Origin of the sequence: Burkholderia pyrrocinia (genome assembly GCF_018417535.1) — a bacterium.
In the GTDB taxonomy this organism is placed as follows: domain Bacteria; phylum Pseudomonadota; class Gammaproteobacteria; order Burkholderiales; family Burkholderiaceae; genus Burkholderia; species Burkholderia pyrrocinia_E.
Genome location: NZ_CP070977.1, coordinates 571,061 through 588,917, shown reverse-complemented (window position 1 = coordinate 588,917; position 17,857 = coordinate 571,061). Strand labels below are relative to the sequence as shown.

Here is a 17,857-nt window from a genome sequence, read left to right as displayed (position 1 = left end):
GAACCTCCAGCCGCCCCGCGCAACTGCCCTTCACGTTCGACACCCAGATTCATGCTGCCTACCGTATTCATCGTCTCCGACGGCACCGGGATCACTGCCGAAACCTTCGCGCATTCGATCCTCTCCCAGTTCGACCAGAAATTCCGTCTCGTGCGCTTGCCGTTCGTCGACTCGCTCGACAAGGCCTATGCGACCGTCGAGAAGATCAACGAGGCCGCCGTGCACGACGGCCGCCGCGCGATCGTGTTCACGACGCTCGTCGACAGCGAATCGAACGACATCGTCAAGCGCTCGAACGCGCTCGTGCTCGACATGTTCCAGCGCTTCGTCGAGCCGCTCGAGCAGGAGCTGGAGCTCAAGTCGAGCCACGCAATGGGCCGCGGCCACCAGAACGCGGACACCGAGGAATACAAGACGCGGATCGAGGCGATCAACTTCTCGCTCGCGCACGACGACGGCCAGTCGAACCGCAACCTGTCGGAAGCCGACGTGATCCTCGTCGGCGTGTCGCGCAGCGGCAAGACGCCGACGAGCCTGTATCTCGCGATGCAGTACGGCGTGAAGGCCGCGAACTATCCGCTGATTCCGGAAGACTTCGAACGCGGCAAGCTGCCGTCGGCGCTCTCCGCGCACCGTGAAAAGCTGTTCGGGCTGTCGATCGACCCGCAGCGCCTGTCCGAGATCCGCAACGAGCGGCGGCCGGGCAGCAAGTACGCGGCGCCCGAGAACTGCCGCTACGAGATCAACGAGGCCGAAGCGATGATGCGCCGCGAAGGGATCAAGTGGCTGTCGTCGACGCACAAGTCGATCGAGGAAATCGCGACGACGATCCTGCAGGAAATCCGTCTCGACCGGCAGTCGTACTGAGCGCCTGCGCGCTTGCGGCCACCTGGCCGCCGCCGGAAACAAAAAGGCCGCGTCGAACGCGGCCTTTTTTCGTAGTGCGGGGAATGCCCGCGTGCGGCGTCATGCGGGCCGCTGCTGTCGCACCTGTTCGAACAGGCATACCGCGGCGGCGGCCGCGACGTTCAGCGACTCCATCCCGCCCGGCTGTGGAATCGTCACGCGATGCGTGGCGGCGTCGCGCCAGAACGCCGATACGCCGGCGCCCTCGTTGCCGAACACCCATGCGACGGGCCCCGACAGGTCGCAGTCGTAGAGCGCCTGCGCACCGTGCGAATCGGTCAGCGCGACTGGCACGTCGAGGCGTTCGGCGAGCGTCGCGGCGTCGACGTCCTCGTGGATCGACAGCAGGAAATGCGCGCCCATGCCCGAACGCAGCACCTTCGACGACCACGCGTAGGCCGTACCCGGCGCACAGAACACGTGGTGCACGCCGGCGGCCGCGGCGCTGCGCAGGATCGAGCCGACGTTGCCGGCGTCCTGCACGCCGTCGAGCACGACCGACGTGTGCGTCACGCGCTCAGGCAGCGGTTGCGCCGGCCGGTCGACGAGCAACAGGAAACCGACGCCGTTGACGACGTTCGACAACTGGCCGAACAGTGCGTCCGGCAGCGTGACGACGCGCTGCGCATCGACGCGCGCGACGATCGCCTGCGCCTCTGCGTGGCCGAGCGCGCCTTCGGTCGCCACGCACAGTTCGGGCGTCGCGCCCGTATCGAGGTACGCGCTCGCGAGATGGAATCCTTCGAGCAGCGCCTGGCCGCCGCGGCGCTGATGGGACGTCGACCCCGCGAGCGCTTTCAGGCGCTTGTACAGCGGGTTGTCGCGGGAAGTAATGCTTTTCATCGAATCAGGTCAAGTGCGGCGCGAACCGGTGCGAACGTGCGCCGGTGCGCTTCGCACGGGCCGTGCTCGCGCAGCGCGGCAAGGTGTTTCGCGGTGCCGTAGCCCGCATGCACGTTGAATCCGTACACCGGGAAGCGTTCGTGCAGGTCGACGAGCATGCGGTCGCGCGTAACCTTCGCGAGGATCGACGCGGCCGAGATGCTCGGCACGAGCGCATCGCCGCTGACGATCGCCTCGGCACGCACCGTCAGCGTCGGGCAGCGGTTGCCGTCGATCTGCGCGAGCGTCGGCAGCACCGACAGGCCCTCGACGGCCCGCTTCATCGCAAGCATCGTCGCGTGCAGGATGTTCAGCGTATCGATTTCGTCGACGCTTGCCGACGCAACGCAATACGCGCGCGAACGCGCGACGATCAGGTCGTACAGCGCGTCGCGCTTCTTCGCGGACAGCGCCTTCGAATCGTCGAGCCCGTCGATCGGCTGCGCCGGATCGAGGATCACCGCGGCGGCCACCACCGGCCCCGCGAGCGGGCCGCGGCCGGCTTCGTCGACGCCGCAGACGATCTCGTCGGGCCGGCTGAAGTCGAAGCCGCCCTGCACGTCGCTCGACGCGCGGCGGCGCGATGCGCGTACTGCCGTCATGCGCGCCCCTTGCGTTGTTCGAGCACGCGCACGACCGCTTCGGCCGCCTTCGCGGCCGTGTTCTGCCGCAGCGAAAGATGCATTTCGGTAAATACTTCGGTGAGCGTGCGGCGATTCGCGTCGTCGCGCAACTGCGTGAGCGTCGCATCGGCGAGCGCCTCGGGCGTCGCGAAATGCTGCAGCAGCTCGGGCACGACGAAGCGCCCCGCCAGGATGTTCGGCAAGCCGACATACGGCAGGTAACCCTGCCGGCGCATGATCTGCCCGGTCAGCCAGGGCACCTTGTACGAGATCACCATCGGCTTCTTCAGCAGCGCGGCTTCCAGCGTGACGGTGCCGCTCTTCACGAGGATCGCGTCGGCGGCCGTCATCGCGACCTGCGAGCGGCCGTCGGTGATCGTCAGCGCGAGCTGCGGATGCGCGTCGACGAGCGGCTGCAGCAGTTCGCGCAGCGCGGGTGTCGCCGCCGGCATCACGAACCGCACACCGGGCTCGCGTTGCTGCATCAGCGCCATCGCCGCGAAGAACGTCGGGCCGATCAGCGCGATCTCCGAGCGCCGGCTGCCCGGCAGCACCGCAATCACGGGGCCGTCTGCGGGCAGGCCCAGCGCGATGCGCGCGCCGTGCGTGTCGGGCTCGAGCGGGATCTCGTCGGCCAGCGGATGGCCGACGTAGGTCGATGCGACGCCTGCCTTGTCGAGAATCGCGGGCTCGAACGGGAACAGGCACAGCATGTGGTCGACGGACTTGGCGATCTTCTTGATCCGGCCGCCGCGCCATGCCCAGATCGACGGGCACACGAAGTGGATCGACGGGATGCCCGCGTCGCGCGCGGCCTGTTCGACGTTGAAGTTGAAGTCGGGCGCATCGATGCCGATGAACGCGTCCGGTCGCTCCGCGAGCAACTGGCGCTTCAACTCGCCGCGAATCCGCAGGATCTCGGGAATCTGGCCCAGCGCCTCGACATAGCCGCGCACGGTCAGCTTGTCCATCTGCCAGTGCGAGTCGAACCCCTGCGCGATCATCCGCGGCCCGCCGATCCCGTAGTACTGGGCCGATTCGGGCAGCCGCTCGCGCAGCCCGCCGAGCAGCGACGCCGCGAGCAGGTCGCCCGACGGCTCGCCGGCCACCATCGCGAGCCGGAGCTGATTGGTCGGAAGCGGCATCGCTTAGCGGATGATGCCGCGTTGCGACGCGTCGATGAACTCGACGAGCGCCTTCACCGGCGCATCGCCGTCGCCGCCCGCCTCCGCCAGTTCGCGCAACTGCACCTTCGCTTCCTCGAACGACAGACCGTTCTTGTACAGCAGCCGGTACGCGCTGCGCAACGCCGAGATCGCGTCGGCCGAGAAGCCGCGCCGGCGCAGCCCTTCGACGTTGATCCCGTGCGGCTCGGCCTTGTTGCCTGCCGCGATCACGAACGGCGGAATGTCCTGCACGAGCGCCGACGCGCCGCCCAGCATCGCGTGCGCGCCGATGCGCACGAACTGGTGAACCCCAGACATCCCGCCGACGATCGCCCAGTCGCCGATCTCGACGTGACCGGCCATCTGCGCGTTGCTCGACAGGATCACGTGGTTGCCGACGCTGCAGTCATGGCCGATGTGCACGTAGGCCATGATCCAGTTGTCGTCGCCGAGCGTCGTTACGCCGACGTCCTGCACGGTGCCCGTGTGGATCGTCGTGAATTCGCGGATCGTGTTGCGGCTGCCGATCACGAGCTTCGTCGGCTCGTCCTTGTACTTCATGTCCTGAGGGCGGCCGCCGACCGATGCGTAATGGCCGATGCGGTTGTCCTCGCCGAGCGTCGTATGGCCTTCGATCACGCTGTGCGAGCCGATCGTCGTGCGCGCGCCGATCGTGACATGCGGGCCGACGATCGCGTACGGGCCGATCTCGACCGATTCGTCGATCTGCGCGCCCGGTTCGACAATCGCGGTGGGATGAATCCTGGTCATGCGCCGTTGCCTCTCGATGTGATGTGTCGCGTTGCGTTGCCCATGCGTGCCGCGTCGCTCAGGGCGCCGCGTCGGTCGTCTTGACCGTGCACATCAGCTCGGCTTCCGCCGCCACCTTGCCGTCCACTTCAGCCACCGCCTTGAATTTCCAGATGCCGCGGATGTAGCGTTCGAACGTCACGTTCAGAATCAGTTGGTCGCCCGGTTCGACCACGCGCTTGAAGCGCGCGCCGTCGATCCCGACGAAGTAGTACAGCGTGTTTTCCGGATCCTTCGGCTGCTCTTCCGCGAAGGTCAGCAGCGCCGCGGCCTGCGCGAGCGCCTCGAGGATCAGCACGCCCGGCATCACCGGCCGCTTCGGGAAGTGCCCCTGAAAAAACGGCTCGTTGATCGACACGTTCTTCAGCGCTTTGATCCCTTTGTGCGGTTCGAGTTCGAGCACGCGATCGACGAGCAGAATCGGGTAGCGATGCGGCAGCAGCGTGAGGATCTTGTGGATGTCGAGATTGATTTTTTCAGTGCTCATGATGGTTCGTCTCACGCAGAGGCTGCGCGGTGGTGATGCAAAGGCTGAAGCGGGCCGCCGCGCGGCCCAGTCTGGCAAACCGGGCCGGTTGCGCTGGCCGTGCCCGGTTGGTGGTCTCGCATGGTGCGCTCAGGCGTCCGTGCCGCCCTGGGCGGCGAGCGTGGCTTCGAGCGCCTTGATACGGTCGCGCAGCTTGTCGAGGTTGCGCACGAGCGCGGCGCTCTTGTTCCATTCGCCGTGGTCGACGGCCGGAAACGCGCTGGTATAGATGCCGGCTTTCGGCAGCGACTTCGATACGCCCGACTTCGCGGTGATGATGACATAGTCGCCGAGCGTCACGTGGCCGGCGATCCCGGCCGCCCCGCCGATCATGCAGTGGCGGCCGATCGTCGTGCTGCCCGCGATGCCCGCGCTGCCGGCGATCACCGTATAGGCGCCGATCCGGCAGTTGTGGCCGATCTGCACCTGGTTGTCGATCTTCACGCCTTCCTCGATGACGGTATCCGCCATCGCGCCGCGATCGATCGTCGTGTTTGCGCCGATCTCGACGTCCGGGCCGATCGATACGCCGCCGACCTGCGGGATCTTGACCCAGCTGCCGGTGCGCGCGTCGCCGTCGCCGACGAAATCCGGCGCAAAGCCGAAGCCGTCGGAGCCGATCACCGCGCCCGAGTGGATGATCGCGCGCGGGCCGACCTTGCAGCCGTGGTACACCGATGCGTTCGGATAAAGATGCGAGCCCGCGCCGATCTTCGTGCCGCGGCCGACGAAGACGTTCGCGTCGAGCTGCACGCCGTCCTCGATCACCGCGCCGGCCTCGACCGTCACGTGCGGGCCGATCACCGCGCTCGCGGCGACTGTCGCGGCCGGATCGATCGTCGCGCTCGGATGTACGCCGACGGCGCGCGGCGGCGCGGCCAGGTCGATGAACAACTGCGCGACGCGCGCAAAGTACGCGTACGGATTCGGCGTCACGATGAAATTGCGGGGGCCGGCCATCCGGGGGCCGGCCGTCCGGCCAGTTGCGGCCGCGCCCAGCTTTTCGAGATCCTTCGGTGCGATCAGCACCGCGCCCGCGCGGGTCGACTCGACCTGCGACAGGTACTTCGGATTCGCGAGGAACGCGAGTTGCTGAGGGCCGGCCTGGTCGAGCGGTGCGAGCCCGCTCACCTTGCACTGTGCGTCGCCGGCGATCTCGCCGCCGAACCGCTTTACGAGTTCCTCAAGCGTCAATGCCATTCGTCGTCTGCTCCGTTCAGTTCGTCGAGCCGGACGCGAGCGCCTTGAGCACCTTGTCGGTGATGTCGATGCGCGGGCTGACGTACACGGCTTCCTGCACGATCAGGTCGTAGTTCTGCTGCTCGGCGATCTGCTTGATGACCTTGTTCGCCCGCTCCAGCACGGCCGCCAGCTCCTCATTGCGACGCTGGTTCAGGTCTTCGCGGAACTCGCGCTGCTTGCGCTGGAAATCGGTGTCGAGCTGGGCGAGATCGCGCTGCTTCTGCGCGCGATCGGCCGCCGACAGCGACGTGCCGTTCTTGTCGAGCGAATCGGACATCGACTTCAGACGCGCCGCCAGATCCTGCAGATCCTTGTCGCGCTTCGCGAACTCGGCTTCGAGCTTCGTCTGCGCCGCTTTCGCGGGCGCGGACTCGCGCAGGATCCGATCCGAATTGACCGCCGCGATGCGGGCGACGTCCTGTGCGTGCACCGTCGCCGCGCCCAAGGCCAGCGCAACGGTCAGCGCGCACATCACTCGTTTCGAAAACTTACCGGTTAGCAAAATTACCCTCTCGTTGCTGTTGTCATGCGTTCGGTCAGAACGCCGTCCCGATCTGGAACTGGAATTTCTGGTACTGGTCGCCTTCGTGCTTCTGCAGCGGGAAGCCGAGGCTCAGCTTCAGCGGGCCGATCGGCGAGATCCACGCGAGACCCACACCGTAGCCGTAACGCAGGCCGTTGGCGCCCGTACTCGTGCCGCCCGGCGCATTGCCCCACACGTTACCGCCGTCGAGGAACGTGAACACGCGCAGCGTGCGGTCGTAGCCGGTGCCCGGCAGCGGGAACGTCAGCTCGATGTTGCCGACCAGCATCTTCGACCCGCCGATCGGGTCGTTCGTCTTCGTGTCGCGCGGGCCCAGCGAGCTCGGCTCGTAGCCACGCACGGAGCCGATACCGCCCGCGTAGTAGTTCTTGAAGATCGGGTACGGGTTGCCGATACCGTTACCGTAGCCGCCCTGCAGGTTCAGGCCCAGGATGAAGCCGCGCGAGAACGAATAGTAGTATTGCGCCTGCAGGTCGGCCTTGTAGTACTGGATCTTGCCGACCGGCACGCCGTACTCCATGTTCGCCTGCGTGAAGTAGCCGCGGCTCGGGATCAGCGCGCTGTCACGCGCGTCGCGCGACCATGCGACGGTCAGCGGCACCGTGTTCGACACACGGCCGAACTGGTTCACGTAATCCTGGTAGCTCTGCGGCGTGTTCGAATCGACGTCGAGGCGGTTCTGCTCGAAGCCCGCGCCGAAGTAGACGGTGTCGACTTCCGAGAACGGAATGCCGAACTTCAGGTTGCCGCCGGCGCTGATGATCCGGAAGCTCGAACTCGTCGAATAGTAAAGCGGCTGGTACGTGCGGTAGTAGACGTCCGTGATCCGCTTGATGCCGTCGACCGTGAAGTACGGGTCGACCTGCGTGACGGTCAGCGTGCGGTAGCTCTTCGCGGTGTTGACGTTCACCGACAGGCTCGTGCCCGAACCGAACACGTTGTCCTGCGACACGCCGGCCGACAGCACGACCTTGTCCGTCGACGAAAAGCCGGCGCCCAGCGTGATCGCACCGGTCGGCTTTTCGTCGACCTTCACGTTCACGTCGACCTGGTCGTTCGTGCCTTCGACCGGCACCGTCGTCACATCGACGTTGGTGAAGTAGCCGAGACGGTTCACGCGGTCCTTCGACAGCGCGAGACGGTTCGAATCGAACCACGAGCTTTCGAGCTGGCGCATTTCGCGACGCACCACTTCGTCGCGCGTACGCGTGTTGCCGACGACGTTGATGCGGCGCACGTACACGCGGCGGCTCGGATCGACGACGAGGTTCAGGTTCACCTTGTGGTTCGCCTGGTCGATGTCCGGCTGCGCGTTGACGGCCGCGAATGCGTAGCCGTATTCACCGAGCTTGTCGACGATCGACTTGGTGGTTTGCTGCAGCTTTTCGGCCGAGAAGCGGTCGCCCGGCTTGATCTTGATCAGCTTGTTGAGTTCGGCCTCGCGGTCGAGCAGGTTGCCCGACAGCTTGATGCCCGACACCGTGTACGGCTCGCCTTCGTGCAGCGTGACCGTCAGGTACATGTCCTTCTTGTCGGGCGAGATCGACACCTGGGTCGACTCGATGTTGAACTCGAGGTAACCGCGGTTCAGGTAGTACGAGCGCACGGCCTCGAGGTCGCCCGTCAGCTTTTCCTTCGAGTACAGATCGTTCTTCGTGTACCACGAGAACCAGTTCGGCGTCGACAGCTGCATCTCGTCGCGCAGCGTGCTGGTGCTGAACGCCTTGTTGCCGATGAAGTTGATCTGGCGGATCTTCGCGCTCGGGCCTTCGGCCACCGCGAACAGGATCGACACGCGGTTCGCGTCGACCGGCGTGACCGTCGTCTTGACCTCGGCCGCATAGAAGCCGCGCGTCAGGTACTGGCGCTTGAGCTCCTGCTCCGCCTTGTCGACGAGCGCCTTGTCGTAGTAGCGGCCATCGGCGAGACCGACTGCGCGCAGCGCCTTCGTCAGGTTGTCCTTGTCGAATTCCTTCGTGCCGGTGAAGTCGATCGACGCGATGGCCGGACGCTCCTGCACCTGCACGACCACGACGTTGCCCTGCGTGGCGATGCGCACGTCGTTGAAAAAGCCCGTCGCGTACAACGCGCGGATTGCTTCGGATGCCTTGTCGTCCGTGAAGGTGTCGCCCTGCTTGATCGGCAGATAGGCGAACACCGAACCCGCTTCGACGCGCTGCAGCCCCTCGATCTTGATGTCTTGCACCACGAACGGTGCCGCTGCATGCGCCGCGAGGCCGTGAGCGGCGAGCGCGGCCGCTGCAACTGTCTTAGGTACAAAGCGATGAGGTTTGAACAACATGCATCCCCAATATTTAGCTGCATCAAATCGGGCGGCTGCCCAGCGGCGGCCGCCTGACGCTTCAGAAATGGATTAACCGAGCCAGGTCGTTGAACAGCGCGATCGCCGACAACGCAACGATGCAGATCAACCCGGCTCTTTGCAGAATCAGTTGCCAGCGCTCCGAGACGGCTTTCCCGGTCGCGGCTTCAACCGCATAATATAACAGATGCCCCCCGTCCAAAACGGGAATCGGCAACAAGTTCAGGACGCCAAGGCTAATGCTGACAAGGGCGAGGAACGACAGGAACGCCGACGGACCGAGCCGCGCGCTCTTGCCCGCGTAGTCGGCGATCGTCACGGGGCCGGATAGATTCTTCAGCGACGCATTGCCCGTGATCATCCGCCCGAACATCCGCAGCGAATACACGGAGATGTCCCACGTGCGGCGCACGCCGAGCCGCAGGCTCTCGATCGGCCCGTAGCGCACGTCGACGGACGGCGTCTGCATCGCCAGCGCCGCGCCGATGCGGCCGACCTGCTGCCCCGATTCGTCGTCGCGCTGCACCTGCGGCACGATCGATACCGTCTGCGCGGCGCCGTTGCGCTCGATCCGCAGGTCGAGCGCCTTGCCCGCATGGTGCTTGATGAAATCGATGAAGCGCGTCGCACCGCCGATCGGCTTGCCGTCGAGCGCGACCAGCTTGTCGCCGGCCTTCAGGCCCGCCTGCTCCGCCGCGCTGCCGGGCTGCACCGACGCGACCGACAGCGGGCCGCCGCCGGTCTCGAAGCCCAGGTGCGCCATGAAATCGTCGTCGAGCTGACTTTCGGGAACATTGCGGAGGTCGACGCGGAAATCGAACGTCGCGCCGCCGTCGCGCGCGCCGAGCACGATCTCGCGATGATCGAACGCGGCCGACAGCAACTTCCAGCGCAGGTCCGACCATGACCGCACCGGCTCCGACTCGCCGGCCGGCGCGTTGCGGATCGACACGATCGTCTCGCTGCCGTCGAAGCCAGCACGGGCCGCCACGGTGCCGGCGGCCGGCGGCGCGACGATCGCGACCGGCTCGGTCACGCCAGTGGCAAATACGACGGCAAACAGCACGATTGCCAACAGGAAGTTCGCGATCGGCCCGGCCGCGACGATCGCGATGCGCTTGTAGACCGACTGCCGGTTGAACGCCTGGCCGAGCTCCTCCGGCTTGACGCCGGGGCCCGGATCGCGCTCGTCGAGCATCTTCACGTAGCCGCCGAGCGGCAGCGCGGACAGCGTCCACTCGGTGCCCGTCCTGCGGCTGACCCAGCGCGCAACGGGCTGGCCGAAGCCGATCGAGAAACGCAACACCTTCACGCCGCACCAGCGCGCGACACGATAATGTCCGTACTCATGCACGACGACCAGCACCCCGATCGCCACCGCAAACGCGATCAGTTCGACCAGCACGTTCATGAGCACTCCATTCAAACAGTGCGCTCCACGCGTGGCGCAGGCGCTTTCGCAATAATCGCGGCGGCGAGGCGACGTGCCTCGGCATCCGCCGCCAGGACGTCTTCGAGCCCGTCGGGCGCACGGTTCGGCAGCGCGTTGAGTACTGCGTCGACCGTCGACGCGATCGCCATGAAGCCGATCCGGCGCTCGAGAAACGCTTCGACCGCAACCTCGTTCGCCGCGTTCAATGCGGCGCTCGCGATGCCGCCTTCCTCAAGCGCCTTCAGCGCGAGCGCGAGGCACGGGAAGCGCGCGTAATCGGGCTTCTCGAACGACAACTGCGCGATCTGCGCAAGGTCGAGCTGGTCGACGCCCGCATCGACGCGATCGGGAAACGCGAGCGCGTGCGCGATCGGCGTGCGCATGTCGGGGTTGCCGAGCTGCGCGAGCACCGAGCCGTCGCGGTACGACACGAGCGAGTGGATCACGCTCTGCGGATGGATCAGCACGTCGATCCGGTCGCCCGGCAGCCCGAAGATCCAGTGCGCCTCGATCACCTCAAGACCCTTGTTCATCATCGTCGCGGAATCGACCGAGATCTTGCGGCCCATCACCCAGTTCGGGTGCTTGCACGCCTCGTCCGGCGTCACGTCGACGAGCGTGGCCGGCTCGCGCGTACGGAACGGGCCGCCCGATGCGGTCAGGATGATCTTCGAGATCCCGCCGTGCTCGGCCGCGTCGCGCGGCATGCACTGGAAGATCGCGTTGTGTTCGCTGTCGACCGGCAGCAGGATCGCGCCATGGTCGCGCACGGCGTCCATGAAGATCGCGCCCGACATCACGAGCGCTTCCTTGTTCGCGAGCAGGATCCGCTTGCCGGCACGCGCGGCCGCGAGGCTCGGCGCCAGGCCGGCCGCGCCGACGATCGCGGCGACCACCGTGTCGCAGCCGTCGCTCTTCGACACGTCGACAAGTGCCTGCGGCCCGTGCAGCACGGTCGTCCTGCTGCCCGCCGCGCGCAGTTTCGCGTCGACGTGCGCGGCCGTCGCGGCATCGCCGACCACCGCCACTTCAGGCGCGAAGCGCAGACACTGCTCGACGAGCTTGTCGCCGTTGCGGTGCGCGGTCAGCGCGTAGACCGAGAATCGTTCGGGATGGCGCGCGACCACGTCGAGCGTGCTGTCTCCGATCGAGCCCGTGGAACCGAGCAATGTCAGACGTTTTTGCATAACAGAATTAATGGTTTAACCAAGCAGCAGCATCGCAAGCGGCAGCACCGGCAGCAGCGCGTCGACACGGTCGAGCACGCCGCCATGGCCGGGCAGCAGTCCGCTCGAATCCTTCACACCGGCCTGCCGCTTCAGCAGCGACTCGAACAGGTCGCCGATCACGCTGTACGCGACCAGCAGCGTCAGCGCGGCCCACGCACCGGGCATTCCGTAGCGCACGGCGAATGCGGAAAACAGGGTCGGCTCGAACACGTGCGCGGCGATCGCGACACCGGCGACGACCATCACCGCCAGCCAGCCGCCGATCGCGCCTTCCCAGCTCTTGCCGGGGCTGATCGTAATGGCCAGTTTACGCTTTCCGAACGCCTTGCCCGCGAAGTATGCGCCGATATCGGCCAGCCAGACGACCAGCAGCAGCGACAGCACGAACGGCACGCCCTGCGCGCGCGCCGCGACGAGCGCATGCCAGCAGGCCGCGAACACGATCAGCCCGGCCGCCAGCAGGAATGGCCGCCAGACGCCGCCGGCGAGATCGGGCTTGCGCCGCAGCGCGAACGGGCCGACCAGCAGCCAGAACATGCCGGCCGCCATGAAAAGGGGACGGGATGCGGCGGCATCGATGCCGAGCGGCGTGGTGGCCGCCAGCGCGAGCGCCGCGACGATCGCATAGACGACCGGGCCGGCGCCGCCGAGCTTCAGCAGGCGCGCCCATTCCCACGCAGCGAACACGAGCACGACGCCGATCAGCGCGCCGAACGCGGCGAGCGGCGCGAACAGCGTCACCGGCAGCAGCACTGCCAGCATCACGAGCGCCGTGATCACACGGGTTTTCAGCATGAAAGGGAATCGGCGTCCTGCGATTGCGGTTCGAGCTGCGCGCTCGTGCGCCCGAAACGGCGCTCGCGCTCGGTATACGACGCCATCGCGTCGGCCAGCGCCGCGCCGTCGAAATCCGGCCAGTATTTGTCGGTGAAATAGAATTCGGCGTACGCGAGCTGCCACAGCAGGAAGTTGCTGACGCGCTGCTCGCCGCCTGTACGGATGAAGAGATCGGGCTCCGGCGCATAGGCCATCGCCAGGTGCGGCGCGAATGCGTCCTCGGTCACTTCGACCTCGCGACCCTCGCGCACGGCCTGCTCGACGAGTTTCTTCGTCGCCTGCAGGATGTCCCACCGGCCGCCGTAGTTGGCAGCGATGGTGAGCGTAAGACGGGTGTTGCGCGCCGTCTTGGTTTCGGCGCGGCGAATCAGTTCGCGGATACGCGGCTCGAAGCGCTCGAGATCGCCGACGACACGCAGGCGGATCCCGTTTGCATGCAGCTTGCCCACCTCGCGCTCGAGCGCGGTGATGAAGAGCCGCATCAGGAACGACACTTCGTCGTTCGGCCGGCGCCAGTTTTCCGAACTGAACGCGAACAGCGTCAGGTATTCGACGCCGGCGCGCGCGCAGCCTTCGACCACCGCCCGCACGGCATCGACGCCGCGGGTATGCCCCGCGACGCGCGGCAAGCGGCGTTCGGTTGCCCAACGGCCGTTGCCGTCCATGATGATCGCGATGTGACGCGGCACGACGCCGACGTCAGGCACGCGAACGGTAGAGCTGGTATAGGTCATGGCCGTTGAGACAGTTGCGGGAAGAAGGCGGCGCGCGAGGACGGTCGTCAGACCGTCATGATCTCGGCTTCCTTGCTCTGCACGAGCTTGTCGATTTCGGCGACGTGCTTGTCGGTCAGCTTCTGCACGTCGTCGCTCGCACGGCGCTCGTCGTCTTCCGAGATTTCCTTGTCCTTCACGAGCTTCTTGAGCGCTTCGTTCGCGTCGCGGCGCAGGTTGCGGATCGCGACCTTGGCCGTTTCGCCTTCGCTCTTGACGACCTTGGTCAGCTCGCGGCGGCGCTCTTCGGTCAGCGCGGGCATCGGCACGCGGATCTGGTCGCCGGACGTTGCCGGGTTCAGGCCGAGATCGGCTTCGCGAATGGCCTTCTCGACCTTCGCCACCATGTTCTTTTCCCACGGCTGCACGCCGATCGTGCGTGCGTCGACGAGCGTCAGGTTCGCGACCTGCGAGATCGGCACCATCGACCCGTAGTAGTCGACCTGCACGTGATCGAGCAGACCGGTATGTGCACGGCCCGTACGGATCTTTGCCAGATCGTTCTTGAACGCTTCGATCGAGCGCTGCATCTTTTGCTCGACGCCCTTCTTGGTATCAGCGACACTCATTTCAACCTCCGAACCTTCAAACCTTCAAAGAACGCGGGCCCTTGCCCGGCGCATCTTGCGCACCGCGGCCAACGACCCGCATCCGCGGGAGTTTACACGTGGACGAGCGTACCTTCGTCCTCGCCCAGCACGATGCGCTTGAGCGCGCCCGGCTTGTTGATCGAAAACACGCGAATCGGCAGCTTCTGGTCGCGGCACAGCGCGAAGGCCGTCGCGTCCATCACCTGCAGGTTGCGGCTGATCGCCTCGTCGAAGCTGATCGTCGTGTAGCGCGTGGCCGACGGATCCTTCTTCGGATCGGCAGAATATACGCCATCGACCTTGGTCGCCTTCAGTACGACCTCGGCGCCCACTTCCGAACCGCGCAGCGCGGCGGCGGTGTCCGTCGTGAAGAACGGGTTGCCGGTGCCGGCCGCGAAGATCACGACGCGGCCTTCCTCGAGCTGGCGGATCGCGCGCGGCCGGATGTACGGCTCGACGACCTGGTCCATCCGCAGCGCGGACTGTACGCGCGCCTCGATACCGGCGTGGCGCATCGCGTCCTGCAGCGCCAGCGCGTTCATCATCGTCGCGAGCATCCCCATGTAGTCGGCCGTCGCGCGGTCCATGCCGGCCGCGCCGCCCGCGACACCGCGGAAAATATTACCGCCACCGATCACGACCGCAAGCTGCGTACCGAGACGCACGACTTCCGCGATATCGGCCACCATCCGTTCGATCGTCGCGCGATTGATGCCGAAGGCATCGTCGCCCATCAGCGCTTCGCCGGAGAGTTTGAGGAGGACGCGTTTATAGGCATTGGACATAGGGGCTTCCGAGCGACGAGAGGATGACAACCACGAACTGTAGGGGCGAAATACTGATTCGGGCAAGCGCCGACGGCCGGACCGGGGTTCCCGGCCGGCCGGCGGCACCGCCGGCCGCGGCGGAGCGGACGCCCGCCGCGGATACTGCCTGACTGCTTACTGCTGCTTTGCTGCTGCGACTTGCGCGGCCACTTCGGCGGCGAAATCGTCCTGGCGCTTTTCGATGCCTTCGCCGACGACGAACAGCGCGAACTTCTGCACTGCGGCATCCGCTGCCTTCAGCATCTGCTCGATCGTCTGCTTGTCGTTCTTCACGAACGTCTGGTTCAGCAGCGACACTTCCTTCAGGTACTTCTGGACGCTACCGTCGACCATCTTCGCGACGATCTCGGCCGGCTTGCCCGATTCCGCAGCCTTCTGCTCGGCCACGCGGCGCTCCGTGTCGATCAGCTCTGCCGGCACGTCGGCCGACGACAGCGCGACCGGCTTCATTGCCGCGATGTGCATCGCGACGTCCTTGCCGACCTGCTCTTGCGCACCCGTGTACTCGACGATCACGCCGATGCGCGCGCCGTGCAGGTACGTTGCGATCTTGTTCGCGGTTTCGAAGCGGACGAAACGACGGATCGACACGTTCTCGCCGATCTTGCCGATCAGTTCCAGACGCACCGCGTCGACCGTCTTGCCGTCGAGCGGCAGCGCCGACAGCGCAGCCACGTCGGCCGGGTTCTGCGTCGCGACGAGTTCGGCGACCGTCTTCGAGAATGCGAGGAAGTCGTCGTTCTTCGCGACGAAGTCGGTTTCGCAGTTCAGTTCGACCAGCGCGCCTGCGTTGCCGCCGACGAACGATGCGACGACGCCTTCGGCCGTCACGCGCGATGCCGCCTTGCTCGCCTTGTTGCCGAGCTTGACGCGCAGCAGCTCTTCAGCCTTGGCCAGATCGCCGTCGGCTTCCGTCAGCGCCTTCTTGCACTCCATCATCGGTGCGTCGGTCTTTGCGCGCAGTTCTGCCACCATGCTTGCGGTAATTGCCGCCATCATTCGCTCCTTGAGTCTGTATTCACAACGCCGCCCGCTTGGACGCGAACGGCCGAGATTCGTTTCCGGACCCGCGCCGATTCGGCGCGATCAGGTCCGGCGCACAAGCTTAAAAAAAGGGGGCCTGTTGAGAGCCCCCTTTTTGCGCCGGCTCGGGGCCAGTTACGCGTTTTCCTCGACGTACTCGTCGTCGCCACGCGCTGCCTGGACCACTTCGTTGACCGCGTTCGCACGGCCTTCCAGGATCGCGTCGGCCACGCCTTCCGCGTACAGCGCGACTGCCTTGCTCGAGTCGTCGTTGCCCGGGATCACGTAGTCCACACCTTCCGGCGAGTGGTTCGTATCGACCACGGCGATGACCGGCACGCCCAGCTTGTTCGCTTCCGTGACGGCGATCTTGTGGTAGCCGACGTCAACGACGAAGATCGCGTCCGGAATGCCGCCCATGTCCTTCACGCCGCCGATCGACTTCTGCAGCTTGGCGATTTCACGCTCGAACAGCAGCGCTTCCTTCTTGCTCATCTTCTCGGTTTCGCCCGATTCGACAGCCGCTTCCATGTCCTTCAGGCGCTTGATCGACACCTTCAGCGTCTTGAAGTTGGTCATCATGCCGCCGAGCCAGCGTGCATTGACGTACGGCATGCCTGCGCGCTGCGCTTCCTGGGCGATCGTGTCGCGCGACTGGCGCTTCGTGCCGACGAACAGGATCGTGCCGCGGTTCGCTGCCAGCTGACGCACGTACTTCTGTGCGTCCGTGAACATCGGCAGCGTCTTTTCGAGGTTGATGATGTGAATCTTGTTGCGGTGACCGAAAATGAACGGTGCCATCTTCGGGTTCCAGAAGCGCGTCTGGTGACCGAAGTGGACACCCGCTTCCAGCATTTGGCGCATCGTAACTGCCATGTGAATTCTCCACGAGGGTTGGGTCTTAAGCCGGCTGCCGTACCGCCGCGCGAACCTGCCCCGAATTACTCCGGAAGGCACCGGATTCCACGCGGCCGGCACCCTGGTTGCGCCGGCTTGCGATTCGGCACGTGCAAAACGCCCGTGCCGTAAGCCTTTCACCGCGATGCCGCCCCAAGACGGGGCAAACTCGGCATTTGGATGTCGACTTAGCCAAAGAGTATAGCACGCCGATTTGTCGGCTCTCAAGTCGCCCGCTACTTTCGCTTGCCGTGCGGCAGCCGGCCGGACAATCCGCGAAAACCCGCATCCGCGCGGCCGGCAGGGGCTGCGAGGCCCGCCATAAGGTGCGATAATCCTTCAATTCACCGCATTCCAGGCATACCTCGATGGCTATTACGCTCAAAAACGAACACGATATCGCCGAGATGCGCGTCGCCTGCCGTCTCGCGAGCGAAGTGCTCGACTTCATCACGCCGCACGTCGTCGCGGGCGTCACGACCGCCGAACTCGATCGCCTCTGCCACGAGTTCATGCTCAACGAGCAGGGCACGATTCCCGCGCCGCTGAACTACCAGCCGCCCGGCTATCCGCCGTACCCGAAGGCCACCTGCATTTCGGTCAACGACGTGATCTGCCACGGCATTCCCGGCGAGAAGGTGATCAAGAACGGCGACGCGCTGAACATCGACGTCACCGTGATCAAGAACGGCTACTTCGGCGACACGAGCCGGATGTTCATCGTCGGCGAGGGCTCGATCCTCGCGAAGCGCCTCGTGCAGACCACCTACGAGTGCATGTGGCTCGGCATCGACCAGGTCAAGCCCGGCGCGCACCTCGGCGACATCGGCTACGCGATCCAGAAGCATGCGGAAGCGCAGGGCTACAGCGTCGTGCGCGAATACTGCGGCCACGGCATCGGCACGGTGTTCCACGAAGATCCGCAGGTCGTCCACTACGGCCGGCCGGGCACGGGCATCGAGCTGAAGCCCGGGATGATCTTCACGATCGAGCCGATGATCAACGCCGGCAAGCGCGACATCCGCACGATGCCCGACCAGTGGACGGTCAAGACGCGCGACCGCAGCCTGTCCGCGCAGTGGGAACACACGGTGCTCGTCACCGAAACCGGCTACGACGTGCTGACCGTGTCGGCCGGCACGCCGGTGCGCCCCGTGTTCGCGCAACCGGCCGCCGCAGTCTGAGCGCCGTCGCGCCAGCCCGCCCCGCCCGCACCTGAACGGCCGC

18 protein-coding genes are annotated in these 17,857 nt (G+C 65.9%); 2 read left to right on the top strand and 16 right to left on the bottom strand.

The genetic code is table 11. The annotated features are described in order from the left end of the window. The first annotated feature begins 51 nt into the window (after nt 1–51). The gene (gene ppsR, locus JYG32_RS02705) at nt 52–867 is read left to right on the top strand and encodes a posphoenolpyruvate synthetase regulatory kinase/phosphorylase PpsR (protein ID WP_174382384.1); all 816 of its coding nucleotides are present in this window, start codon (nt 52–54) and stop codon (nt 865–867) included. A 99-nt stretch (nt 868–966) separates the two neighbouring features. Here ppsR and JYG32_RS02700 read toward each other — a convergent pair whose 3' ends face one another. The 16 genes from JYG32_RS02700 to rpsB form a co-directional block, all read right to left on the bottom strand. Further along, a complete protein-coding gene (locus JYG32_RS02700; RefSeq protein WP_174382385.1) occupies nt 967–1,749 on the bottom strand; it encodes a TrmH family RNA methyltransferase in 783 nt (260 codons plus the stop codon). Further along, entirely contained in the window at nt 1,746–2,390 is a 645-nt protein-coding gene (gene rnhB, locus JYG32_RS02695) for a ribonuclease HII (protein WP_174382386.1), read from the bottom strand. Before rnhB ends, JYG32_RS02700 begins: the two co-directional genes overlap by 4 nt. After that, nucleotides 2,387–3,556 carry a lipid-A-disaccharide synthase gene (lpxB, locus tag JYG32_RS02690; RefSeq protein WP_047900999.1) on the bottom strand — a complete coding sequence of 390 codons (1,170 nt, stop codon included), beginning with the start codon at nt 3,554–3,556 and terminating at the stop codon, nt 2,387–2,389. The genes rnhB and lpxB overlap by 4 nt, the downstream gene beginning before the upstream one ends. Before the next feature lie 3 nt (nt 3,557–3,559). Further along, entirely contained in the window at nt 3,560–4,348 is a 789-nt protein-coding gene (lpxA, locus tag JYG32_RS02685) for an acyl-ACP--UDP-N-acetylglucosamine O-acyltransferase (protein ID WP_174382388.1), read from the bottom strand. Between the two features lie 58 nt (nt 4,349–4,406). Continuing rightward, the gene (gene fabZ, locus JYG32_RS02680; protein WP_017331951.1) at nt 4,407–4,874 is read right to left on the bottom strand and encodes a 3-hydroxyacyl-ACP dehydratase FabZ; all 468 of its coding nucleotides are present in this window, start codon (nt 4,872–4,874) and stop codon (nt 4,407–4,409) included. Nucleotides 4,875–5,003: 129 nt separating this feature from the next. Beyond that, entirely contained in the window at nt 5,004–6,113 is a 1,110-nt protein-coding gene (lpxD, locus tag JYG32_RS02675) for a UDP-3-O-(3-hydroxymyristoyl)glucosamine N-acyltransferase (protein WP_213264555.1), read from the bottom strand. Nucleotides 6,114–6,129: 16 nt separating this feature from the next. Continuing rightward, nucleotides 6,130–6,627, bottom strand: a complete 498-nt coding sequence (locus JYG32_RS02670) for an OmpH family outer membrane protein (RefSeq protein WP_048248617.1) — start codon at nt 6,625–6,627, stop codon at nt 6,130–6,132. A gap of 64 nt (nt 6,628–6,691) precedes the next feature. Next, the gene (bamA, locus tag JYG32_RS02665) at nt 6,692–9,001 is read right to left on the bottom strand and encodes an outer membrane protein assembly factor BamA (protein ID WP_174382390.1); all 2,310 of its coding nucleotides are present in this window, start codon (nt 8,999–9,001) and stop codon (nt 6,692–6,694) included. Nucleotides 9,002–9,062: 61 nt separating this feature from the next. Next, nucleotides 9,063–10,433 carry an RIP metalloprotease RseP gene (gene rseP, locus JYG32_RS02660; protein WP_174382391.1) on the bottom strand — a complete coding sequence of 457 codons (1,371 nt, stop codon included), beginning with the start codon at nt 10,431–10,433 and terminating at the stop codon, nt 9,063–9,065. Between the two features lie 11 nt (nt 10,434–10,444). Beyond that, the gene (locus JYG32_RS02655) at nt 10,445–11,641 is read right to left on the bottom strand and encodes a 1-deoxy-D-xylulose-5-phosphate reductoisomerase (RefSeq protein ID WP_213264554.1); all 1,197 of its coding nucleotides are present in this window, start codon (nt 11,639–11,641) and stop codon (nt 10,445–10,447) included. Nucleotides 11,642–11,656: 15 nt separating this feature from the next. Beyond that, nucleotides 11,657–12,478, bottom strand: a complete 822-nt coding sequence (locus JYG32_RS02650; RefSeq protein ID WP_213264553.1) for a phosphatidate cytidylyltransferase — start codon at nt 12,476–12,478, stop codon at nt 11,657–11,659. Beyond that, nucleotides 12,472–13,254, bottom strand: coding sequence for a polyprenyl diphosphate synthase (uppS, locus tag JYG32_RS02645; RefSeq protein ID WP_174382394.1), 783 nt, complete (start codon nt 13,252–13,254; stop codon nt 12,472–12,474). The genes JYG32_RS02650 and uppS overlap by 7 nt, the downstream gene beginning before the upstream one ends. A 47-nt stretch (nt 13,255–13,301) precedes the next feature. Next, entirely contained in the window at nt 13,302–13,862 is a 561-nt protein-coding gene (frr, locus tag JYG32_RS02640; RefSeq protein WP_174382395.1) for a ribosome recycling factor, read from the bottom strand. A 92-nt stretch (nt 13,863–13,954) separates the two neighbouring features. Next, complete coding sequence (gene pyrH, locus JYG32_RS02635) at nt 13,955–14,668, bottom strand: UMP kinase (protein WP_006402648.1); 714 nt, start codon at nt 14,666–14,668, stop codon at nt 13,955–13,957. A 156-nt stretch (nt 14,669–14,824) separates the two neighbouring features. Further along, nucleotides 14,825–15,706 carry a translation elongation factor Ts gene (gene tsf, locus JYG32_RS02630; RefSeq protein ID WP_174382396.1) on the bottom strand — a complete coding sequence of 294 codons (882 nt, stop codon included), beginning with the start codon at nt 15,704–15,706 and terminating at the stop codon, nt 14,825–14,827. Between the two features lie 162 nt (nt 15,707–15,868). Continuing rightward, on the bottom strand, nt 15,869–16,609 hold the full coding sequence (gene rpsB, locus JYG32_RS02625; protein ID WP_011352461.1) for a 30S ribosomal protein S2: 741 nt from the start codon (nt 16,607–16,609) through the stop codon (nt 15,869–15,871). A 389-nt stretch (nt 16,610–16,998) separates the two neighbouring features. On the opposite strand from rpsB, the gene map reads away from it, so the two are divergent. Then, complete coding sequence (map, locus tag JYG32_RS02620) at nt 16,999–17,814, top strand: type I methionyl aminopeptidase (RefSeq protein ID WP_213264552.1); 816 nt, start codon at nt 16,999–17,001, stop codon at nt 17,812–17,814. Nucleotides 17,815–17,857 lie beyond the last annotated feature (43 nt).